Below are 20313 nucleotides of genomic sequence, written 5' to 3' on the forward strand. Positions count from 1 at the left end.
CTGCGCAAGTAACTCAATCGGCGCAACGAAGCGGGAGAGATGCTTCGGCTCCACTTCGTTGCGCTCAGCATGACGGCCTAATGGCACAACAATTAAACAATGCAACCCCTAACAATCAAACATTCGAATAAACCATCCACCCCCCGTACAGAATGCACACCACCGACGAGAGCCAGACCGAGGTGCGGCGCAGGCGGCGGCTCAGGCGCATGCGCTGGGTGAAAGGGATGCTGAGCAGGCCCGCGACCCCGAACATGCCCGCCACCGAGCCCAGGCCGAACACCACAATGTAGCCCAGGCCCAGCCAGGGGCTGCGGATTTCGCTGAGCACCAGCACCACCAGGGCCCCGCTGCCGGCCAGCCCGTGCACCAGCCCCACGGCAAAGGCCCAGCCGTGGGCCGTGCGGTTGAAGCGCGGGGGCCGGGCGGCGTGCTCGGCGAAGAGGCGGTTGAGGCCCATGCCCACCAGCACTAGGCCCACCAGCGCCTCGAAGTAGCCCCAGTGGTGGAACGTGACGCGCCCCAGCAGCAGCACGGCCCCGATGATGGCCAGCATGAGCGTGTGGCCCAGGCCCCAAAACAGGCCGTCGCGCAGGGCGGGGGTGAGGGCGTCGCGCCGCGACACCATGTTGCTCACGGCCAGCACGTGGTCGGGCTCCAGGGCGTGGCCCAGGCCGGCCACCGAGGCAAATACAACGGGCAAGAGGCTTTCCATGCCGGAGTGCCGAAGAGGGTGAGGCGGCAAGATAGGGGCCCCGGGCCGGGCGGCCAGCTTTGCACCGGTGGCCCAGCCCGGGGCCCGGGCGCTTGCCGCGGCGGTTGGGCCATGACCCCAGGACGGCCGGGCTGCCGCCGCAAGGCCGGCCCGCCGGGGCAGCTACTCCCGCCGCACCCGCCGCGCCCACTCCGGGTCGTAGCCGGTGCCACCGAACAGGTACAGCATCAGGGCCCGCGAGTAGCGGAACACCAGGGGCGTGCACACGAGCGTGACCAGGGACACCCCGACCACGTAAACCCACGTGTCGGGGTCGCCGGCCAGGAAGTAGAGGGCGACGCCCACGGCGAAGAAAACGCCCACCGCGAAACCAAAGCTGATGTACATGGCCCCGAAGTAGAACCCCGGCTCGGGCTCGAAGCTCTGCCCGCACACGGGGCAGTAGGCGGGCATGTCGGTGAAGCCGGTCAGGTTGGTGGCGGGGTGCAGAAACAGGTGGCCCTCGTGGCAGCGCGGGCAGCGCAGTGCCAGCAGGGCCAGCGAGGAGGAAGTGGGGGCGGGTTCGTCCATGACGGGTAAAAGTAAGCGGCCGCCCGCCGCCGGGCCCCGGGCGGGCGGCGCGGCGGCGGTAAGTTTGGGCATGATGACGCCTTTCCCCCCGCCCATCCGCACCGGCCTGATGGCTTACGGCATGTCGGGCAAGCTGTTTCACGCGCCCTTCCTCGCCGCCCACCCCGGCTTCGCCCTGCACGCCGGGGTGGAGCGCCACACGCCCCGCCTGGCCGCCGACTACCCCGGCGTGCGCAGCTACCCCAGCGTGGCCGAATTCCTGGCCGACCCCGCCCTGGAGCTGGTGGTGGTGAACGCGCCCAGCGGCCTGCACGTGGCACTGGCCCGCGCGGCCCTGCAAGCCGGCAAGCACGTGCTGGTGGAAAAGCCCGTGGCCGCCGCCGCCGCCGAGTGGCAGGCCCTGCTGGCCCTGGCCCGCACGCAAAACCGCCACCTGCTGGCCTACCAAAACCGCCGCTGGGACACCGACTTCGGGGCCGTGCGCCGCGTGGTGGAAAGCGGCCGGCTCGGGCCGCTCAGCGAAGCCCACTTCCGCTACGACCGCTACCGGGCGGCCCTCAGCCCCAAGGCCTTCAAGGAAGCGCCGGGCCCCGCCGTGGGCCTGGCCTACGACCTGGGGCCCCACCTCCTCGACCAGGCCATTAGCCTGTTTGGCCGGCCGCTGGCGGTGCACAAAGTGCAGGGCTATTTCCGGCCCGGCACGCGGGTCGACGATTTCTTCAGCTTCCACCTGCGCTACCCCGCCGGCCTCAACGTGTGGCTGACGGCCGGCCTGTTGGTGGCCGACCCCGGCCCGGCCTACGTGCTGCACGGCACCCAGGGCAGCTACCGCAAAGGCCGCACCGACCCCCAGGAGGCCCAGCTCCTGGCCGGCCTGCGCCCCACCGACCCCGCCTACGGCCACGAGCCGCCCGGCAGCGACGGCCGCCTCACCCTGGCCGGGCCCGCGGGGGCCCTGCAAACCTGGCCCGACCCCGCCGCCCCGGGCAACTACCTGGGCCTCTTCGACGCGGTGTTCCAAACCGTTCGCCACGGGGCCGCTTACCCCATTCGCGCCGAGCAGGTGGCGTGGCAGCTGGAAGCACTGGAGCAGCCCGCCGCGTGGTAGCCCTGGCCACCGGGGCCCTGGAAGGAGTATTTTTGAGGGATTGATTTTGAGCGGAATTAATAGGTTTCGCAGAACGTCATGCGGGGGCTGTACGGCAGCTTTCTGGCCGGAGTCGTGCAGCGGAGCGCCTCACCCCCCGGCCCCCTCTCCGAAAAGGAGAGGGGGAGCCAGACGACTGGTAAAAGCAGGCGAGTTGAATCGTTGAACGCACCCCCTCTCCAACGGAGAGGGGGCCGGGGGGTGAGGCGCACCCCAGAACGGCCTCCCATACCTCAAATTCAATTCATCCGGCGTCCGCGCAGCGAAATACTATTCTCCTAATTGTTACCCAATAATTAACCGCTATTTTATTTAGTAGCTTGATAAAATTGTTGATATACCGTTGCTGCTTCATCGGGCTGCTGCTGCTGGCCCCTGTGCTGGGGGCCCGGGCCCAGGCCCCGGCCGACACCCTGCGCCGCCCGCGGGTGGTGGCCCTCGACACCGTGGCCGTGGCCCCGCTGGCCGTCGATACCCAAGGCTGGCTGCTGCTCGACGCCGACATCCGCCAGGAGCTGGGCGGGGCGGTGGCCAACATGTACAACTTCAAGTTCGACCGGGCCGAGCGGCAGTTCCGCTCCCTGCGCCGGCGCTACCCGCAGCACCCCATGCCCTACTTCCTGCTGGGCCTGAACACCTGGTGGAAGATGATGCCCAGCAACCTCACCGACGAGAAGTACGACCGGCTGTTCCTGGCCTACATGGACACGGCCGTGGCCCAGGCCAAGCACCGCTACGACGCCGACAAAAACAACTACGAGGCCTGCTTTTTCCTGGCCGCCGCCTACGGGTTCGAGGCCCGCCTCTACGGCCAGCGCAACGCCCTGGCCAAGGCCACCCTGTGCAGCAAGCGGGCCCTGGGCTACATCGAGCGCAGCCGCGACGCCAACGGCCTCAGCCCCGAGTTCCTGCTCGGCCAGGGCCTGTTCAACTACTACGCCGACCTCGTGGGCGAGCAGCACCCCTGGCTGAAGCCCGTGCTGCTGTTTTTCCCGCGGGGCGACCGGGTGCTGGGCCTCCAGCAGGTGCGCACCGTGGCCGCCGAGGGCTTCTACACCCGCACCGAGGCCCGCATCCAGCTCATCGACATCCTGGAGGGGCCCCGCGAAAAGAACCCCGCGGCGGCCGTGGCCGTGTGCCGGCAGCTGCTGGCCGAGTTCCCCGACAACGCCTACGTGCAGCGCGAATACGCCAAGCTGTGCTTCGTGAGCGGCGACGTGCCCCAGTGCATCCAAACCAGCCAGCAGCTGCTCGACAAAATCAACCTGGGCTTGCCGGGCTACGAGGCCACCAGCGGGCGCTACGCGGCCTACTACCTGGGCTACTACAACCAGTTCTACCACCGCAACCTGGCCGCGGCCAAAGACAACTACCTGCGTTGCATCGTGTTTGCCGAAACCAGTGGCCAGACCCAGCAGCGCTACTACGTATTCGCCAACGGCAACCTGGCCAAAATCGCCCTCGAAGAGCACGACGAGGCCGCCGCCCGCCGCTACTACCAGGCCGTGGTCGAGCACGCCGACCGCAGCCTGCCCATCCGCGCCGAAGCCGAGAAATACCTGCGCCCCAAAAAAGGCCGCTGAGGCCGGGGGCGGGTACCGGCTTGCTGGCGCTCCGGGCTACGGGGCCACGAAATCGTCGGGGTCGAGGCGGATGGGCTCCATGCGCGGCACCAGCGCGAACATCAGCACCCAGGCCAGCAGGTAGGCCCCGCCGCAAATCAGGAACATGATGAAGTAGGCGTGGTCGAGCTGGCCCAGCGCTTCGTAGTGCACAAACAGGCGCTTCTGCACCAGCGCCGTGAGGGCGATGCCGCCCAGGCCCCCGGCCAGGCCCCCGATGCCCGTGACCGAGGCCACCGCCCGCTTGGGAAACATGTCCGACACGGTGGTGAAGATGTTGGCGCTCCAGGCCTGGTGCGCGGCCGCCGCGATGCCGATGACCAGCACCGCCCACCACATGTTGAGCCGCCCCAGGTACTGCGCCAACCCAATCGGCAGCACGCAAAACGCAATGAGCAGCATCGCCGTTTTGCGGGCTCGGAAGGCGGGCATGCCGCGCTTGATAAAGCCCAGCGGCAGGTAGCCGCCGCCCACGCTCCCCACGCTCGACAGCAGGTACACCGCCACTACCGGCAGCGCCGTGGCCGTGCCCTTGAGGTGGTACTGCTTGCCCAGAAAGTCGGGCAGCCAAAACAGGTAAAACCACCAAATAGGGTCGGTGAGGAACTTGCCCGCCACGAAGGCCCAGGTTTGGCGGAAGCCCAGCAGGCGGCTCCAGGAGGCTTTAGGCTTTTCCTCCGCCACGCCCTCGTCCGGCAGGCCCGCGGGCAGGTCGGCGTTGATGTAGTCGAACTCGGCCCGGCCGAGGCGGGCCTGGCGGGCCGGGGTTTCGTAGAGCCAGTACCAGAGCACCAGCCAGATAAAGCCCAGCGCCCCCGTGGCCACAAACGCCCAGCGCCAGCCGTTGGGCCCCGTGGCGGCGATGAACAGCACCGACGGCGCGATGATGGCCCCCACGTTCGCCCCCGAGTTGAAAACGCCGGTGGCCAGTGCCCGCTCGCGCTGCGGAAACCACTCGGCCACGGTTTTGATGGCCGCCGGGAAATTGCCCGCTTCGGTCAGCCCCAAAAAACCCCGGGCCACGCCGAAGCCCAGCGTGCCGCTCACCAGCGCGTGCGCCACGGCCGCCAGGCTCCACAAGCCGGTGGCCAGCGCGTAGCCCAGCTTGGTACCCAGCTTGTCGATGACGCGGCCCACGCCCGCCATCCCCAGCGCATAGGCCAGCTTGAAGGTGATTTCAATATTGGCGTAGTCGCCCGAATTCCAATGAAAAACGGTTTCCAAATTGGGCTTCAGCAGCGAAATCACCGCCCGGTCGAGGTAATTAATGGTCGTGGCAAAAAACACCAGCGAGCAAATAGTCCAGCGGTACCTGCCCACCACGGACGAATCGGCGACGGGCGGCGAGCGGCGAAGGGCAGGGTTCATGGGTTTATTTATCAGTGAGTGGTGTTTAGAGCGGTTTTCAAGTCCGCGTACCGGGCCCTGTAAAACGGAGTGGTACTCCGTTGCCGTGCGAACGTTAAACGGAGTACCACTCCGTTTTACAACCACGCGAGAAGCAGCTGTACACTGACGTGGAAACTGCTCTGGGAAGTACAATTGAACGTCATGCTCATCTATTTCCTAAACAGCTTTAGTATATTTCTCCTGCTACTCCATAATTAATTTAAAACGGCTCGCTGCTAATTATTAAATGAGGAAAGAAACTGCATGAGCGGGGCCACCCGGCCGCTGATGGTGGCCGCGTCGGCGGCTCCTTTAAATAATTGCGACCCGATGCCCACGGCGTTCACGCCGGCCCCGAACCACTCGCCGAGGCTTGCGGCGGTGGGCTCCACGCCGCCGGTCACCAGCAGCGGCACGTCGGGCATGGGGCCCCGCAGGGCCCGGATGTAGTCGGGCCCCACCAGGTTGCCGGGAAAAATCTTGACCAACCCCGCGCCCAGCTGCCGGGCGGCGTGGATTTCGTTGGGCGTGAGGGCCCCCGGCACCCAGGCCACGCCGTGGGCCCGGCAGGCCGCTCCCACGTCGGCCGTCGTCACGGGCTGCACCACGAAGTCGGCCCCGGCGGCAATAAATTTCTCCGCGTCGGCGGCGGTGTAAATCGTGCCGATGCCGAGGAGCAGCCCGGGCAGTTCGTTGGTGAGCTTGGCTAATTCCTGGAACACGTCGAAGGCCCGGGGCCCGCGGTTGGTGAACTCGAACACCCGCCCGCCGCCCGCGTAGCAGGCCCGCACCACGTCGCGGGCGTGGGCCGCGTCGGCGTGGTAAAACACGGGCACCAACGGCGCTTGCAGCGTGCGGGCCACCACATCGGCGGCAGAAAATCGGGGCATGGAGTGGGGAAAAAGTCGGGTAAAGGCGACGCAAGTTGGGCCGTTGCGGGGGCCCTTCCCAACGAAATGTACGGAAACACCCGCGCTGCTTCGGGGATTAGCAAGCGCCGCGCGGCCGGGCGGCTCCTCAGCGCAGCAGCCGCCCGGTGGTGTTGCCCGCCACGAGGTGCTCCACCTCGGCGGCCGTCACCAGGTTGACGTCGCCGGGAATGGTATGCTTCAGCGCCGCGGCGGCCGTGGCAAACGCTAGGGCCCGCGCCGGGTCGTCGGCGTACGCGGTGGCCCCGTAGATAAACCCGGCCAGGAAGGCGTCGCCCCCGCCGATGCGGTCCACCACCGGGGCAATGTCGTAGGGCACGGTTTCGTAATACTGGCCGTCCTGAAAGAGCAGCCCGCAAATGCGCTCGTGCGAGGCGCTTTGGGTGTCGCGCCGCGTGGCGATGACCTGCTTGATTTGTGGGAAGCGGGCGATGAGCTGCCCGGCCACCGACGCGAAACCATTGGGGGCCCCGGCCGCCGGGCGGATGCCAAACAGGTCCTCGGCGTCGCCCTCGGTGCAGACCACCAGGTCGCAGCCGGCCACCAGCGGCGGCATCACGTCCTGCGCTTTCTGGCCGTACTGCCACAGGTTGCGGCGGTAGTTCACGTCGGCCGACACGGTGAGGCCGCGGCGGCGGGCCTCGGCGATGGCCGCGGCGCAGGCCCGGGCGGCGGCGGCCGAAATGGCCGGCGTAATGCCCGTCCAGTGCAGCCAGCGGGCCCCGTCCAGGATGGTGGGCCAGTCGAACGCCGCCGGGTCGAGGCGCGCGAAGGCCGATTCGGCGCGGTCGTACACGATGCGGCTGGGGCGCAGCGAGGCCCCCACTTCCAAAAAGTACAGCCCCAGCCGGCCCGTTTCGCTGAACACGCAGGGACGCATGTCCACGCCGTAGCGCCGGAAGTGCCCGGCCGCCGCGCGGCCCAGCGGGTTGTCGGGGAAGCAGCCGGCGTGGGCGGCGGGCAGGCCCAGCTGCGCCAGGGCGGCCCCCACGTTGGCCTCGCCGCCGCCGTAGGTCACGGCCAGGGCGGGGGCCTGGGCCAGGCGCTCGTGGTTCGGCGGCGCCAGCCGCATCATGATTTCGCCGAACGTGACGAGGTGGGGCATAATTAATTGCTGAATTGTTGGGAGTTGAATTGTTGCTCTGTTTAAAACTTAAAAAACGGTCATGCTGAGCTTGCCGAAGCATCTCTACCGCGGCAGTAATCGTGATTAGTTACGCATGATTAGTTACGCAGTAGAGATGCTTCGGCAAGCTCAGCATGACGGTCTAATTGCCAATAGAATTATTGGCAACTATGCTTTAAGCGTGCGCCTGCTCTGCTACCGGCTGCGCGGCCGGGGCCCCTTGCGCGAACCCAAAATAGGCTTTGGCGTTGCGGTAGCAGATGTTTTCCACCACTTCGCCCAGCCAGGGCAGCAGCTCGGCGGGCAGCTCGCCGTTTTCCACGTCGCGGCCCAGCAGGTTGCACAGCACGCGGCGGAAGTACTCGTGGCGCGGGTAGCTCAGGAAGCTGCGCGAATCGGTGAGCATGCCCACGAAGCGGCTGAGCAGGCCCATGTTGCTCAGCGCGTTGAGCTGCTTCTCCATGCCGTCTTTCTGGTCCAGAAACCACCAGCCGGAGCCGAACTGCACCTTGCCGGCCACCGAGCCGTCGTTGAAGTTGCCGGCCATGGTGGCCATCAGCTCGTTATCGGCGGGGTTGAGGTTGTAGAGGATGGTTTGGGCCAGCCGGTCGCGGCCGTCGAGCCGGTCGAGAAACCGCGCCAGGGCCCGGCCTTGGGCAAAGTCGCCCACCGAGTCCCAGCCCGTGTCGGGGCCCTGCTGGCGCAGGGCGCGGGCGTTGTTGTTGCGCAGGGCCCCCAGGTGGAACTGCTGGGTCCAGCCCTTCTCCCAGTCCAGCTCGGCCAGAAACACCAGCAGGGCCGACTTCAGCTGGTGGTTTTCGCGCGGGTCGAGCCCGAAGCCGGCGCGGGCCCGGGCGAAGGCGGCGGCCACCTCGCCCGCGGTGTACTCGGCGGCGTAGAGGTGCTCCAGGCCGTGGTCGGACAGCCGGCAGCCCTGGGCGGCGAAGTAGTCGTGGCGCTGGCGCAGGGCCCCCAGCAGGTCGGCGTAAGCCACGATGTCGACGCCCGCCGCCGCGCCCAGCCGGTCGAGGTAGGCGTTGTAGTCGGGGGCCTCGGGCGTCATGGCCTTGTCGGGGCGGAAGGTGGGCAGCACGCGCGTGCCGAAGGCCTGGCCGGCCAGGGCCCGGTGGTGGGCCAGGTCGTCGGCGGGGTCGTCGGTGGTGCACACCGTTTCCACCCCCATGCGGGCCAGCAGGCCCTGCACCGCGTATTCGGGCGTTTGGAGCAGGGCGTTGCACTGCTCGTAGATGCGGCGGGCGCTGCCGGGGCCAAGCAATTCGGTGATGCCGAAGTAGCGCCGCAGCTCCAGGTGCGTCCAGTGGTAGAGCGGGTTGCGCACGGTGTAGGGCACGGTTTCGGCCCACTTCTCGAACTTCTCCCAGTCGGAAGCGTCGCCGGTAATAAACCGCTCATTTACGCCGTTGGCCCGCATGGCCCGCCACTTGTAATGGTCGCCGTAGAGCCAAATCTGCGTCAGGTTCTCGAACTGCCGGTTCTGGGCAATCTGGTCGGGCGGCAGGTGGCAGTGGTAGTCGATGATGGGCTGCGGCGCGGCGTGCCGGTGGTAGAGCCGCCGGGCCGTGTCGGATTCCAGCAGAAAGTCGTCGGAAAGGAAAGGCTTCATAGGGTTGGTTTGCAGTGAACGGTTACCATTTAACAGTCAGTAGTGAACCGGGCCCCCAAGCCGTCATGCTGAGCGCAGCGCAGCGGAGTCGAAGCATCTCTACCGCGCAAGTAATTCAATCGATTCAAAGAAGCGGGAGAGATGCTTCGGCAAGCGGACGCCAGATGAGCATGACGGCCTGGGGGCCCGATTTAATACTGACTACAAGGAAACACCCCGCTTCCACGGGATGAAATCTTCCTGGCCGTGGCGCACGGCGCTTACTTCGGTTTCGCCGCTGGCCACGCGCACCAGGTAGTCAAGAATCCGCTCGCCGGCCTGCTCGATGGTTTCCTCGCCGTCGATGACGGTGCCGGTGTTCAGGTCGATGATGTCGGGCATGCGCAGGGCCAGCTTGGTGTTGGAGCTGACCTTGACGACGGGGGCCACGGGGTTGCCGGTGGGCGTGCCCAGGCCGGTGGTGAACACCACGATGTTGGCCCCCGAGCCCACCTCGGCGGTGGTGCTTTCCACGTCGTTGCCGGGCGTGCAGAGCAGGTTCAGGCCGGGCTGCGTCACCAGTTCAGGGTAGTCGAGCACGGCCACTACCGGCGACGAGCCCCCCTTGCGGGCCGCCCCGGCCGACTTCATGGCGTCGGTAATCAGGCCGTCGCGGATGTTGCCCGGCGAGGGGTTCATGTCGAAGCCCGAGCCCGCGGCCACGGCCGCGTCGCCGTAGGCTTTCATGAGCGAGGTGAAGCGGCGGGCCGTCTCGGGCGTCACCGAGCGGTTCACGAGTTCCTGCTCCACGCCGCACAGCTCCGGGAATTCAGCCAGGATAACCGTGCCGCCCAGGGCCACCAGCAGGTCGGAGGCGTGGCCCAGGGCGGGGTTGGCCGAAATGCCCGAGAAGCCGTCGGAGCCGCCGCATTCCAGGCCCAGCGTGAGCTTGCTGAGGGGCGCGGGCCGGCGGCGCTGGTCGTTGGCCAGCATCAGGCCCGCGAAGGTTTGGCGCAGGGCCTGGCTTATCAGGGCCTCCTCGGTGCCGATTTTCTGCTGCTCCAGAATAAGCAAAGGCTTGCTAAAGTGCGGGTCGCGCTTGGCAATCTCGTCTTTGAGCATGCTCACCTGCGCGTTCTGGCAGCCCAGGCTGAGCACGGTGGCCCCGGCCACGTTGGGGTGGGTGACGTAGCCGGCCAGCAGGCCGCACAGCGCCTGCGCGTCCTGCCGGGTGCCGCCGCAGCCGCCCTCGTGGGTCAGAAAATGCACGCCGTCCACGTGCTCAAACAGGCGCGGCTGGGCGCGGCCGTCCGGGGCCCCGGCCAGGTCGGCCTGCAAGATTTCCTCCACCGACTTCCCGGCCTGCATCAGCTCGATGAGGGCCTGGGTTTGGGGCCGGTAGCTGTTGCGGCGGCCGTAGCCGAGGTCGTCCACCAGGGCCTCTTGCAGCACCTGGATGTTGCGGTTCTCGCAAAATACCAGCGGCACCACCAGCCAGTGGTTGGCGGTGCCCACGCGCCCGTCGGCCCGGTGGTAGCCCTGGAACGTGCGCCCCTGCCAGGGCACCACGTCGGGGGCCGTCCAGGGGGCCCGGGCCTGGCTTTCGGTGTAGCCATCGGTGGCGTGCTGGATGTTGGCCGTCGTGAGCAGGCCGCCGGCGGGCACGGGCTGGCGCATGCGGCCCACCAGCACCCCGTACATGGTCACGGCGTCGCCCACGGCCAGCGCGTGCAGCGTCAGCTTGTGCTTGGCCGGGATGGCGGCCGTGGTGGTCACGGTGCGGCCGCCGGCCGCCACGGGCGTGCCGATGGGCAGGTCCGTCAGGGCCACCAGCACGTTGTCGGCGGGATGGATTTTTGCAACCAGGTGCTTCATAATAACCTGTTCTACGGAAAGTAAGGGGCCCCGGGCCTAACCAATCGGCGCGGCCCCAACCTGGTCCAGCAGGGTTTCCACGGCGGCCCCGGCCCCGCGAGCCAGCAGGGTAGCCAGGTGTTGGGTTACGCTGGCCGCGAAGCCGGGCAGTGCCGTGAGGTCCTGGCCCCAAAGGTCGGAGTTTTGCAAAGCGCCCGCCACAACGGCCCCGGCCCCGGCCGATGCCCGCCACAAACCGGCGAAGTAGCCGGCTTGCTCGTCGTTGATGGGGTAAGGGGTGCCGTCGGGCAGGCGGCCATGCCAGGTGCCCTTTTCGTCCTGCGTTTCGCCGCGCATAAACAATAGGTACGCCGCCCAGCCCAGGGCCACGTACTGCGGCACGGCCCCAAACTGCCGGCAGTAATGCACCAGCGTGGGCACTACGCGCAGCCGCAGCTTAGCGCTGTAGTTCAGTGTGATGGCCAGCCAGCGGTGCTCCACGGCGGGGTTGCGGAACCGGTCGAGCACCTGCTGGCCGAAGCGCTGGCCCACTGATTCGTCGATGGGGTAGGGGATGCCGGGCAGCAGGTCGGCCAGCATCAGGCGCTGCACGTAGGCGGCAAAAGGGGCGTCGTCCATCGCCGCGCGCACCGTGGGCAGCCCGGCCAGCACGGCCAGCCCGCAGCTCAGCGAGTGGGTGCCGTTGAGCAGGCGCAGCTTCAGCTCGCGGAACTCGTTGATGTCGGGCTGAATGAAAATGCCGGGGTCGGCGGGGGCGAAGCTCAGGGCCCGCCGCACCCGCTCGCCGCCCTCAATGGCCCACAGGCGGTAAGCCTCGGTCATAATCAGCAGCTCGTCCTGGTAGCCCAGCTCGGCGGCGAGGGCGGCCCGGTCCGCGTCGGCGGGCCGGCCGGGCACGATGCGGTCCACGAGCGAGTTGCAGCAGTCGTTGGCCGTGTCCAGCCAGTTCAGGAAGTCGGCCCCCAGCGCCTGGCGCTCAGCCAGCGTGCGCAGAATGCCGCGCAGCAAGGTGCCGTTGTCGGGAATCAATTCGGTCGGCACGATGACCAGGCCCCGGTCCGGGTCGGCCCCAAACGCCTGGAACCGGGCCCAGAGCACGGCCAGCAGCTTGCCCGGAAACGAGCGCGGCGGCGCGGCGTGCACGTCTTCGCCGTCGAGCAGCTCGATGCCCACTTCGGTGGTGTTGGACAGCACCACGCGCAGGGCGGGATTGGCGGCAAATTCCAGCACCTCGGCCCACTCACTCCGGGCCGACAGCACCCGGCTGATAGCGGCGCACACCACGTTTTCGGCCACCGGCCGGCCGTCTTCCACGCCCCGCACGCACACCGTGTACAGGCCCTGCTGGCGGGCAAAGGCCGAGGCGTCGCCCCCGTCGGTGGATTTCACCATCACCACCCGGCCGTTGAACAGGCCCCGGCGGTTGGCCTGGTCGATGAGAAAATCGGGCAGGCCGCGCAGCAGCACGCCGGTGCCGAACTGGAGCACGGTTTCGGGGAGGTCAAGCAGGGCGGGGGCGGGCAGCGACACGGCCGGGGCGGCGGCCCCGGCACGTACCAGCGCAGGCGAAAGAATGGGCACCATCGGGAAAAGGGAAAAAGCGGTGAGTAGCCCCGCAGAAACCGGCGGACCCGGGCCGCGACGCAAGCCCGCCGCTGCTCCGGCTACTTCAGCAGCTCGTGCAGCACGGTTTGTATGGAAAATACCCGGTTGCCGGCCTCCTGAATCACCAGCGAGTTCGGCGAGTCCAGCACGGCGTCGGACACTTCCACGTTGCGGCGCACCGGCAGGCAGTGCAGGAATTTAGCCTCGTTGGTGCCGGCAATATGCTCGGGCGTCAGCATCCAGCCGGGGTCGTTGCTGAGCACCTGGCCGTAGTCGCGGTAGCTGCTCCAGTTCTTGGCCTGCACGAAGTCCGCGCCTGCCAGGGCTTTCTTTTGGTCGTACTCTACGCGGGCCCCTTTAGTGAATCGGGGGTCCAACTCATAGCCTGCGGGGTGGGTGATGACGAAATCCACCCAGTCGATTTCCGAAAACCAGTCGCAAAAGGAGTTGGGCACGCACTGGGGCAGCGCGCGCACGTGGGGGGCCCAGGTGAGCACCACTTTCACGCGCTCCTTCTGCTTGGTTTCGGCCACCGTAATCAGGTCGGCGAAGCTTTGCAACGGGTGCAGCGTGGCGCTTTCCAGGCTGATGACGGGCACCGTAGCGTATTGCATAATCTTATTGAACACAACTTCGCCGTAGTCCTCGGCCTTGTCCTTCAGGGTAGGAAACGTGCGCACGCCCAGCACGTCGCAGTACTGGCTCATCACCGCAATGGCGTCCTTGATGTGCTCCTGGGTGCCGCCGTTCATCACCGCGCCGTCGGCCATTTCCAGCGTCCAGGAGTCGGCCCCGGCGTTCAGCACCCAGGCTTGGGCCCCCAGGTTATAGGTTGCCTTCACCGAGCTGAGCCGGGTGCGCAGGCTGGGGTTGAAGAAAATCAGCCCGACTGTTTTATTGCGCCCGATGTGCTGGTAGCCGTAAGGATTGGCTTTGATTTCGAGCGCTTGCTGCAACAGGGCCCTATAGTCGCCCGCATCGGCGAAGGAGGTGAAGTTTTTCATGGTAAGGTGTAGCGTGGATTCTAAGAATCCACGATTTGCTTTTATTAAACCGGCTCTGGGTATTTCTCAGTAATTAACGCGCAGTCATAAACCTTATCATTCAAGTCAATTAAGAGCGGTTTGCACTGAATGTTAATTACGTCGATTCTGTTACCAATTATCTTAATAAAAAGCTTGTACGTTTTTGCTACTTTGGTCGGAATCCCTTCTTTTTGCAATAATTCTAGAAATTGCACCCGTAATCCTTGCAGTGAATCTGTAACCTCATCATTTGGCGCAAGTTCAGAAATAGTTGCGTTCAAAACGTCAATCTCAATTGCAGATAAACTGCTTTTTAAAGCGATTCTATGCAAGTACGTGCTCGCATACATTCCGCCAATGTGGCCGAGCGTACTCAAATAAGAGTGTGCTGTGTTATGCCCGACCGATTTGAGATTTTTGAGTTTCATACATTCCCAATTGTCAATACTAGTCCATCATATAGCGGAAATAAATGATATCCGCAGTGCTCCGTGAAAACAGCGACTTCTCGAAACTCAGGCGCTTCAATGACAAAAGCGTATTTGAATTCGACGTGCGAATCATCTCTAAACCAAATACTGACAATAGTGTCTGATGGAAATTCAGAAGCACTAAGCCTGTCGGGCTTAGTGCTTCCTTTCGCGGTTAGATACTCTTGGAGCTTCAGTCTCCAGCGCTCTGGTAAATCTTCGTGGCGCATCAGAATCGAGGCCTTTCCAGCAAATACTTTTGATATTCCTTCTCAATCATTGCAAAGGCAACGAACTTGTCCGCAGAGGCCCCATAATTTTCAATAGCAAAAGTAACCGCTGCTTCTACTGAATCGAAAAGATGCGTGGTACCATATGGCTCATCTTCCGGGTCGGTGACGCTGAATTCGTGGACATCGTAAAACTCCTCATCGCCTTCGTCAAAAGACTCGAGATAAGTTAAGCTGAATTGATTTTCCTCGTGGTCAATTACAATCCATTTGATGACCGTATAATCCGCCTCTCGAACATAGGAAAGCCATTGTTCAACTGGCTTTCCTATGTGTACGCGGGCTAATAATTCCTGAGGCGTAAGGTAGAGTGTCATTATAGCGGATGTACGTTAAATGACGAGACGCAAACATGCGTGTCTACATCGCCTTGTACTCGTTCCAGCTCTTAATCTTCAAATCCTTCATTTCCAGCGCACAAAACGCTTGAATAAACGCCTTCGCCAGGCGGGCATTGGTCAGCAGGCCGACGCCGGAATCCACGGACGTGCGGCGGATTTTGTAGTCGTTATCCAGTTCGCCTTTCGACAGGTTTTTGGGGATATTAATGACCAGGTCGATTTTCTTTTCCTTCAGATACGTCAGCACGTTGGGCTCCTGCAACTCATCGGGCCAGAAGAGCAGGCTGCTGGGAATGCCATTTTCGGCGAAGAAGCGGTGCGTGCCTTGCGTGGCGTACACGGTGTAGCCCTTTTTTATGAGCAGTTCGGTGGGCGCGAGCAGGGCCACTTTGGAGATGATGGGCCCACCGGAAATCAGCACTGTTTTCTGCGGAATTTTGTAGCCCACGCTCAGCATCGATTTCAGCAGGGCTTCCTCGGCGGTGTCGCCCAGGCAGCCCACTTCGCCGGTGCTCACCATGTCCACGCGCAGCACCGGGTCGGCGCCGGGCAGGCGGGTGAAGGAAAACTGCGGGGCCTTCACACCCACAAAGGGCAGGTCGTAAATCCGCTCGCTTTCGTCGCGGGGCACTTGCTTGCCCAACAGCACCTGAGTGGCCTTTTTGATGAGGTTGTTGCCCGATATTTTCGATACGAACGGGTAGCTGCGCGAGGCGCGGATGTTACATTCAATCACCCGGATTTCCCCGTTTTTTTCCAGAAACTGAATGTTGAACGGGCCGCTGATTTCGTAGCGTTTGGCAATCTTTTCGGCGATGATTTTCAGCTTGCGGATGGTGCCCACGTACACCCGTTGGGGCGGGTAGTACATGGTGGCATCGCCGGAGTGTACGCCGGCAAACTCCACGTGCTCCGAAATGGCGTAGCTCACGATTTCGCCGTGGTCAGCTACGGCATCCAGCTCAATTTCCTTGGCTTCCTGGATGAATTCCGACACCACCACCGGGTATTCGGCGCTCACCTCCACAGCGGTTTGCAGAAATGCTTCCAGCTCGAATTTATTGGAAACCACGTTCATGGCCGCGCCCGACAGCACGTAGCTCGGCCGGATGAGCACCGGGAAACCGACTTCGCGCACGAACTCGTTCATGGCTTCCAGCGAGGTCAGCTCCTTCCAGCGTGGCTGCGCGATGCCCAGCTCGTCCATGATGCTGGAGAACTTGTGGCGGTTTTCGGCCTCGTCGATGCGCGTCGGCGCGGTGCCCAGAATGGGTGCGTGGGCTTCGGCGAGGCGGGTGGCTAAGTTGTTGGGAATCTGGCCGCCGGTGCTCAGAATCACGCCACCGGGCTGCTCGAAATCCAGGATGTCCATCACCCGCTCGAAGCTCAGTTCCTCGAAGTAGAGCCGGTCGCTCACGTCGTAGTCGGTCGAAACGGTTTCGGGGTTGTAGTTGATGAGGATGGTTTTGTAGCCCTCCTCGGCGGCCGTTTGCACGGCCTGCACGCCGCACCAGTCGAACTCGACCGACGAGCCGATGCGGTACACGCCCGAGCCCAGCACCACGATGGACTTGGCGGTTTCGCGGGCCAGGTCGTTTTCGGTGCCGTGGTAGGTGGTGTAGAGGTAGTTGGTTTTGGCCGGGAATTCGGCGGCCAGCGTGTCAATCTGCTTCACCACGGGCAGCACGCCCAGGGCCTTGCGGCGGGCGCGCACCAGCAGTTCGTCGGCCTTCACGTCGCCCTCGCCCAGCAGCTGCACGGCAATCTGCTGGTCCGAAAAACCGGCTTTCTTCACCTCGCGCAAGAGCTTGATTTCCAAAGAATCGAGGCCAGTGGCGCGGCCGGCGGCCAGCTGCTGGCCCAGCTCAAAAATGGTGAACAGGCGCTGCAAAAACCAGTGGTCAATCTTGGTCAGCTGGTGCACCTGCTCCAGCGTGTAGCCGGCCTCGAAGGCGCTATTGATGGCGAAGATGCGCTCCTCGTTGGGCTCGCTCAGCAGCTTATCAATCGTGTCCTTCTCGATGTTTTCGGGGCGGTTGGCCACGAAGCCGCGCTTGCCGGTATCGAGCATCCGCAGGCCCTTCTGGATGGCTTCCTCGAACGATTTGCCAATCGCCATCACCTCGCCCACGCTCTTCATGGCCGAGCCAATCTGGCGGTTCACGCCCGAGAATTTGCCCAGGTCCCAGCGCGGCAGCTTCACTACCACGTAGTCGAGAGCGGGCTCGAAAAAGGCCGAGGTGGTCTGCGTGACGCTGTTTTTCAGCTCGGCCAGCGAGTAGCCCAGGCTCAGCTTGGCGGCCACGAAGGCCAGCGGGTAGCCCGTCGCTTTCGAGGCCAGCGCCGACGAGCGCGAGAGGCGGGCATTCACCTCAATCACGCGGTAATCTTCGGAAAAGGGGTCGAGGGCGTACTGAATGTTGCACTCGCCCACGATGCCCAGGTGCCGGATGGTTTGGATGCCGATGCTGCGCAGCTTGTGGTACTCGCGGTTGCTCAGGGTCTGCGACGGGGCCACCACGATGCTCTCGCCGGTGTGGATGCCGATGGGGTCGAAGTTCTCCATGTTGCAGACCGTGATGCAGTTATCGAACTGGTCGCGCACTACTTCGTACTCTACTTCTTTCCAGCCCTTCAGCGATTCTTCCACCAGAATCTGGTCGGAAGTCGTGAAGGCCTGCCGGGCCAGGGCCTGCAATTCATCCATGTTGTTGGCGAAGCCGCTGCCCAGCCCGCCCAGCGCAAAGGCGGCCCGCACGATGATGGGGAAGCCAATGGTTTCGCCGGCGGTCAGGGCGGCTTCCATTGTCGTGCAGGCCACGCTGCGGGCGCAGAGTACGCCAATCTGGTCGAGCTTGACCTTGAAAATCTCCCGGTCCTCGGTGTCGATGATGCTCTGCACGGGCGTGCCCAGCACCTGCACGTTATATTGTTCGAACACGCCGGCGCGGTACAGGGCCACGGCGCAGTTCAGGGCCGTTTGGCCGCCAAAGGCCACCAGAATGCCATCGGGCCGCTCTTTTTTGATGACTTCCTCCACGAAGTAGGGCGTCACGGGCAGGAAGTACACGTCGTCGGCCATGCCGTCGGAGGTCTGCACGGTGGCAATGTTGGGGTTGATGAGGATGGTGCGGATGCCTTCCTCCTTCAGCGCCTTGAGGGCCTGCGAGCCGGAATAATCGAACTCCCCGGCCTCGCCGATTTTTAGGGCCCCGGAGCCGAGGATGAGTACTTTGTTGGGTTTGTTCATGATAAGGGTGGGGTAACAGACCGTTTGGAAGGGTCGTGTTAAAAAAGAGCGTCATGCAGAGCGCAGCATCTTGCCCGCTTCGTTGGAAACTATGAGCTACGTTTCTGTCCGTAGGACATCACGCCAATCATGTTGAATTTCATAGCCTTTGTGAATGGTGTATTACACAATAGGACTTCATTCGATTTCAGAAGTGTATTCATTTGGTTTAATGATTCGCTTAAAGTTGTCAGATGCGAACCTTCTCCGATTACCAAATACACCTCCTCATTTTCAAAAAAGGTATGAGCAAGCTCTGCTACTTTTTGAGATTGGTAATCGTTAGCGCTTTCATTATCTAATCCGATATAAATCCAGTCCGACCAATCAAAAGTGCGTGTTAAATCCCTGCTGGCTATTACAATATTTGCCGCCTTTGACATATCTGCCGATTCAATGTCAATAAGCGGCTCATCAGGCTCGGGTTCTTTTGGAATTAAGCTCAATACGAATACTTCTTCAGCAACTATGGCAGCTTCCAAACCAACACTGGAATCGAATACACATTTGATGCTGCTGCCAATTTCTTCGAATTCTAACCCGAAAAGGACGTTTTGGAAGCTGAAATAACTGAAGTCTATTTTTTCAATCCCAATAAATTGAAGTTCTACGTTGCAGTGCTTCACTAACTTGTAGTAACCTCTCTCGTCAACTTCGCTTGTCATTTCGAAAGCGGCAATTGTAAAGGTGACAGAGTAACGTCCTGTTGAATGAGTTTCAAAAGTGGCTTTAGTGATTTCAGCATCATGAAAGTCTGGCCAGTAGCCGAAATGTTGAATAACAATTTCAGAATTGAGTATTCGACTAATTACTGGGTCTTCACTTTCGGCCATTTGTGCTGGTTATTTTATGCAGGCGAAGCGGGCAAGATGCTACGCTCTGCATGACGTTCTATTTTATTCCGGCATTACTCTTATACTCCACCACCGCTTTCAAAAAATCATCAAACAGAAACTCCGTATCCTCCGGCCCGCCAGCGGCTTCGGGGTGAAACTGGGTGGAGAAGAACGGCTTGGATGTGTGCTTGATGCCTTCGCAAGTGCCGTCGTTCAGGTTCTCGAACAGCATCTGCCACTCGGCGGGGAGCGTTTCGGTGTCCACCGCGAAGCCGTGGTTCTGGCTGGTGATGTAGCAGCGCTGGGTGCCGGTGAGCTTCACGGGCTGGTTGTGACTGCGGTGGCCGTACTTGAGCTTGAAGGTGTCGCCGCCCGCCGCCAGGCCCATGAGCTGGCTGCCCAGGCAGATGCCGAAAATGGGCTTGTCCTGGGCCAGGGCCTTTTGCAGGTGGTGGATGGTGGCGGTGCACATTTTGGGGTCGCCGGGGCCGTTGCTCAGGAACAGGCCGTCGTAGTCGAGGGTCGTGAAATCGTAGTCCCAGGGCACGCGAATCAGCTCCACGTCGCGGGTCAGGAAGCAGCGGATGATGTTGGTTTTGGTGCCGCAGTCCACGAGCACGATTTTGTGCTGGCCGTGGCCGAAGTGCTGCACGCCGGGCTGGCTCACCTGGGCCACCAGGTTGTCGAGGTTGGGGTCGTGGAAGGGCACGTCGGTGTCGGCCACGATTTTGCCCAGCATGGCCCCTTTCTCGCGCAGCTTCTTGGTGAGCATCCGGGTATCGACGCCGCAGATGCCGGGGATGTTGTACTCCTTGAGCCAGTCGCCGAGGCTTTTGGCGGCGTTCCAGTGGCTGTGCTCCTCGGAGTAATAATTGACGACCAAACCGGCAATGTGGATTTTGTCGGACTCGAAAATCTTCGAAATCGACTCGTACAGGTCTTCGCCGGGCACGCCGTAGTTGCCCACCATGGGGGTGGTGAGCACCAGAATCTGGCCGGCAAAGGACGGGTCGGTGAGGTTTTCGGGGTAGCCGGTCATGGCCGTGCTGAACACGACCTCGCCGGCGGCGGAGGTGAGGGCCCCGAAGGATTCGCCTTGGATTTCGGTGCCGTCTTCTAGGGTTAGGGTTACTTGGGTCATGGTGCGGACGTTGCGCCTCACCCCCCGGCCCCCTCTCCGAAAAGGAGAGGGGGTGCGTTCTTTCGGGGTGGGGTGGGTTATAGGTTGGCTTTGATGGTGGCTAGGACGCGGCGGGGGAGGTTGAGGGCTTGCTCGTTGGAGAAGCGGAGGATGCGGTAGCCTAGTTCGATGAGGTAGGCAGTGCGGCCGTTATCGTAGTCGGCTTGGTCGGGTTCTAGGTGGCCGGCTCCGTCTAGTTCTATAATTAGGAAGTGTTAACAGTAGGAGTTATGTTTGAGCATGGACTATTTACTGACGGACGCGCAGTGGGCGCGGATTGCGCCGCTGTTGCCGGGCCGCG

Annotated in this window: 17 protein-coding genes; 2 read left to right on the plus strand and 15 right to left on the minus strand. The window is 63.1% G+C overall.

Translation table 11 applies throughout. From position 1 onward, the window contains the following. Nucleotides 1-115: 115 nt before the first annotated feature. Entirely contained in the window at nucleotides 116-715 is a 600-nt protein-coding gene (locus tag HNP98_RS16535; protein WP_173811278.1) for an urease accessory protein, read from the minus strand. Nucleotides 716-877: 162 nt separating this feature from the next. Further along, nucleotides 878-1357: a DUF983 domain-containing protein gene (locus tag HNP98_RS22045; protein ID WP_246275173.1), complete on the minus strand. Its 480-nt coding sequence runs from the start codon at nucleotides 1355-1357 to the stop codon at nucleotides 878-880. Between HNP98_RS22045 and HNP98_RS16545 the strand changes: the two genes are divergently transcribed. Then, a complete protein-coding gene (locus HNP98_RS16545) occupies nucleotides 1356-2393 on the plus strand; it encodes a Gfo/Idh/MocA family oxidoreductase (protein ID WP_246275174.1) in 1038 nt (345 codons plus the stop codon). The genes HNP98_RS22045 and HNP98_RS16545 overlap by 2 nt on opposite strands. 368 nt (nucleotides 2394-2761) lie before the next feature. Further along, nucleotides 2762-4015 (plus strand): tetratricopeptide repeat protein, encoded by a 1254-nt coding sequence (locus HNP98_RS16550; protein WP_173811279.1) that lies wholly within the window; start codon nucleotides 2762-2764, stop codon nucleotides 4013-4015. Between the two features lie 36 nt (nucleotides 4016-4051). Here HNP98_RS16550 and HNP98_RS16555 read toward each other — a convergent pair whose 3' ends face one another. The 13 genes from HNP98_RS16555 to HNP98_RS22500 form a co-directional block, all read right to left on the minus strand. Continuing rightward, entirely contained in the window at nucleotides 4052-5422 is a 1371-nt protein-coding gene (locus HNP98_RS16555; protein WP_173811280.1) for an MFS transporter, read from the minus strand. A 257-nt stretch (nucleotides 5423-5679) separates the two neighbouring features. Further along, the gene (locus HNP98_RS16560; protein ID WP_173811281.1) at nucleotides 5680-6333 is read right to left on the minus strand and encodes a beta/alpha barrel domain-containing protein; all 654 of its coding nucleotides are present in this window, start codon (nucleotides 6331-6333) and stop codon (nucleotides 5680-5682) included. Between the two features lie 127 nt (nucleotides 6334-6460). After that, complete coding sequence (locus HNP98_RS16565) at nucleotides 6461-7477, minus strand: sugar kinase (RefSeq protein WP_217425808.1); 1017 nt, start codon at nucleotides 7475-7477, stop codon at nucleotides 6461-6463. A gap of 196 nt (nucleotides 7478-7673) precedes the next feature. After that, nucleotides 7674-9122 carry a glucuronate isomerase gene (uxaC, locus tag HNP98_RS16570; RefSeq protein WP_173811282.1) on the minus strand — a complete coding sequence of 483 codons (1449 nt, stop codon included), beginning with the start codon at nucleotides 9120-9122 and terminating at the stop codon, nucleotides 7674-7676. 201 nt (nucleotides 9123-9323) lie between these two features. After that, nucleotides 9324-10976 carry a UxaA family hydrolase gene (locus tag HNP98_RS16575; RefSeq protein WP_173811283.1) on the minus strand — a complete coding sequence of 551 codons (1653 nt, stop codon included), beginning with the start codon at nucleotides 10974-10976 and terminating at the stop codon, nucleotides 9324-9326. A 36-nt stretch (nucleotides 10977-11012) separates the two neighbouring features. After that, nucleotides 11013-12560, minus strand: a complete 1548-nt coding sequence (locus HNP98_RS16580) for a tagaturonate reductase (protein WP_173811284.1) — start codon at nucleotides 12558-12560, stop codon at nucleotides 11013-11015. Nucleotides 12561-12640: 80 nt separating this feature from the next. After that, nucleotides 12641-13585, minus strand: coding sequence for a Rossmann-fold NAD(P)-binding domain-containing protein (locus HNP98_RS16585; protein WP_173811285.1), 945 nt, complete (start codon nucleotides 13583-13585; stop codon nucleotides 12641-12643). Between the two features lie 44 nt (nucleotides 13586-13629). Next, complete coding sequence (locus tag HNP98_RS16590; RefSeq protein WP_173811286.1) at nucleotides 13630-14034, minus strand: hypothetical protein; 405 nt, start codon at nucleotides 14032-14034, stop codon at nucleotides 13630-13632. Between the two features lie 271 nt (nucleotides 14035-14305). Beyond that, the gene (locus HNP98_RS16595) at nucleotides 14306-14683 is read right to left on the minus strand and encodes a hypothetical protein (RefSeq protein ID WP_173811287.1); all 378 of its coding nucleotides are present in this window, start codon (nucleotides 14681-14683) and stop codon (nucleotides 14306-14308) included. 43 nt (nucleotides 14684-14726) lie between these two features. Continuing rightward, the gene (gene carB, locus HNP98_RS16600; RefSeq protein ID WP_173811288.1) at nucleotides 14727-17957 is read right to left on the minus strand and encodes a carbamoyl-phosphate synthase (glutamine-hydrolyzing) large subunit; all 3231 of its coding nucleotides are present in this window, start codon (nucleotides 17955-17957) and stop codon (nucleotides 14727-14729) included. An 89-nt stretch (nucleotides 17958-18046) separates the two neighbouring features. Then, nucleotides 18047-18829: an Imm50 family immunity protein gene (locus HNP98_RS16605; protein ID WP_173811289.1), complete on the minus strand. Its 783-nt coding sequence runs from the start codon at nucleotides 18827-18829 to the stop codon at nucleotides 18047-18049. A 58-nt stretch (nucleotides 18830-18887) separates the two neighbouring features. Further along, nucleotides 18888-19973, minus strand: a complete 1086-nt coding sequence (carA, locus tag HNP98_RS16610) for a glutamine-hydrolyzing carbamoyl-phosphate synthase small subunit (RefSeq protein WP_173811290.1) — start codon at nucleotides 19971-19973, stop codon at nucleotides 18888-18890. Nucleotides 19974-20050: 77 nt separating this feature from the next. Then, on the minus strand, nucleotides 20051-20218 hold the full coding sequence (locus HNP98_RS22500) for an endonuclease domain-containing protein (protein WP_380267236.1): 168 nt from the start codon (nucleotides 20216-20218) through the stop codon (nucleotides 20051-20053). Nucleotides 20219-20313: the final 95 nt, after the last annotated feature.

Source organism: Hymenobacter caeli, assembly GCF_013294115.1.
GTDB lineage: Bacteria > Bacteroidota > Bacteroidia > Cytophagales > Hymenobacteraceae > Hymenobacter > Hymenobacter caeli.

Bases quoted from the DNA above. Each gene is read 5' to 3' on its own strand.
- HNP98_RS16575 (WP_173811283.1), bottom strand. From the start codon at position 10,976: ATGAAGCACCTGGTTGCAAAAATCCATCCCGCCGACAACGTGCTGGTG.
- uxaC (WP_173811282.1), bottom strand. From the start codon at position 9,122: ATGAAGCCTTTCCTTTCCGACGACTTTCTGCTGGAATCCGACACGGCC.
- HNP98_RS16560 (WP_173811281.1), bottom strand. From the start codon at position 6,333: ATGCCCCGATTTTCTGCCGCCGATGTGGTGGCCCGCACGCTGCAAGCG.
- HNP98_RS16555 (WP_173811280.1), bottom strand. From the start codon at position 5,422: ATGAACCCTGCCCTTCGCCGCTCGCCGCCCGTCGCCGATTCGTCCGTG.
- HNP98_RS16595 (WP_173811287.1), bottom strand. From the start codon at position 14,683: ATGACACTCTACCTTACGCCTCAGGAATTATTAGCCCGCGTACACATA.
- carA (WP_173811290.1), bottom strand. From the start codon at position 19,973: ATGACCCAAGTAACCCTAACCCTAGAAGACGGCACCGAAATCCAAGGC.
- HNP98_RS22045 (WP_246275173.1), bottom strand. From the start codon at position 1,357: ATGCCCAAACTTACCGCCGCCGCGCCGCCCGCCCGGGGCCCGGCGGCG.
- HNP98_RS16565 (WP_217425808.1), bottom strand. From the start codon at position 7,477: ATGCCCCACCTCGTCACGTTCGGCGAAATCATGATGCGGCTGGCGCCG.
- HNP98_RS16585 (WP_173811285.1), bottom strand. From the start codon at position 13,585: ATGAAAAACTTCACCTCCTTCGCCGATGCGGGCGACTATAGGGCCCTG.
- HNP98_RS16545 (WP_246275174.1), top strand. From the start codon at position 1,356: ATGATGACGCCTTTCCCCCCGCCCATCCGCACCGGCCTGATGGCTTAC.
- HNP98_RS16535 (WP_173811278.1), bottom strand. From the start codon at position 715: ATGGAAAGCCTCTTGCCCGTTGTATTTGCCTCGGTGGCCGGCCTGGGC.
- HNP98_RS16580 (WP_173811284.1), bottom strand. From the start codon at position 12,560: ATGGTGCCCATTCTTTCGCCTGCGCTGGTACGTGCCGGGGCCGCCGCC.
- HNP98_RS16605 (WP_173811289.1), bottom strand. From the start codon at position 18,829: ATGGCCGAAAGTGAAGACCCAGTAATTAGTCGAATACTCAATTCTGAA.
- carB (WP_173811288.1), bottom strand. From the start codon at position 17,957: ATGAACAAACCCAACAAAGTACTCATCCTCGGCTCCGGGGCCCTAAAA.
- HNP98_RS16590 (WP_173811286.1), bottom strand. From the start codon at position 14,034: ATGAAACTCAAAAATCTCAAATCGGTCGGGCATAACACAGCACACTCT.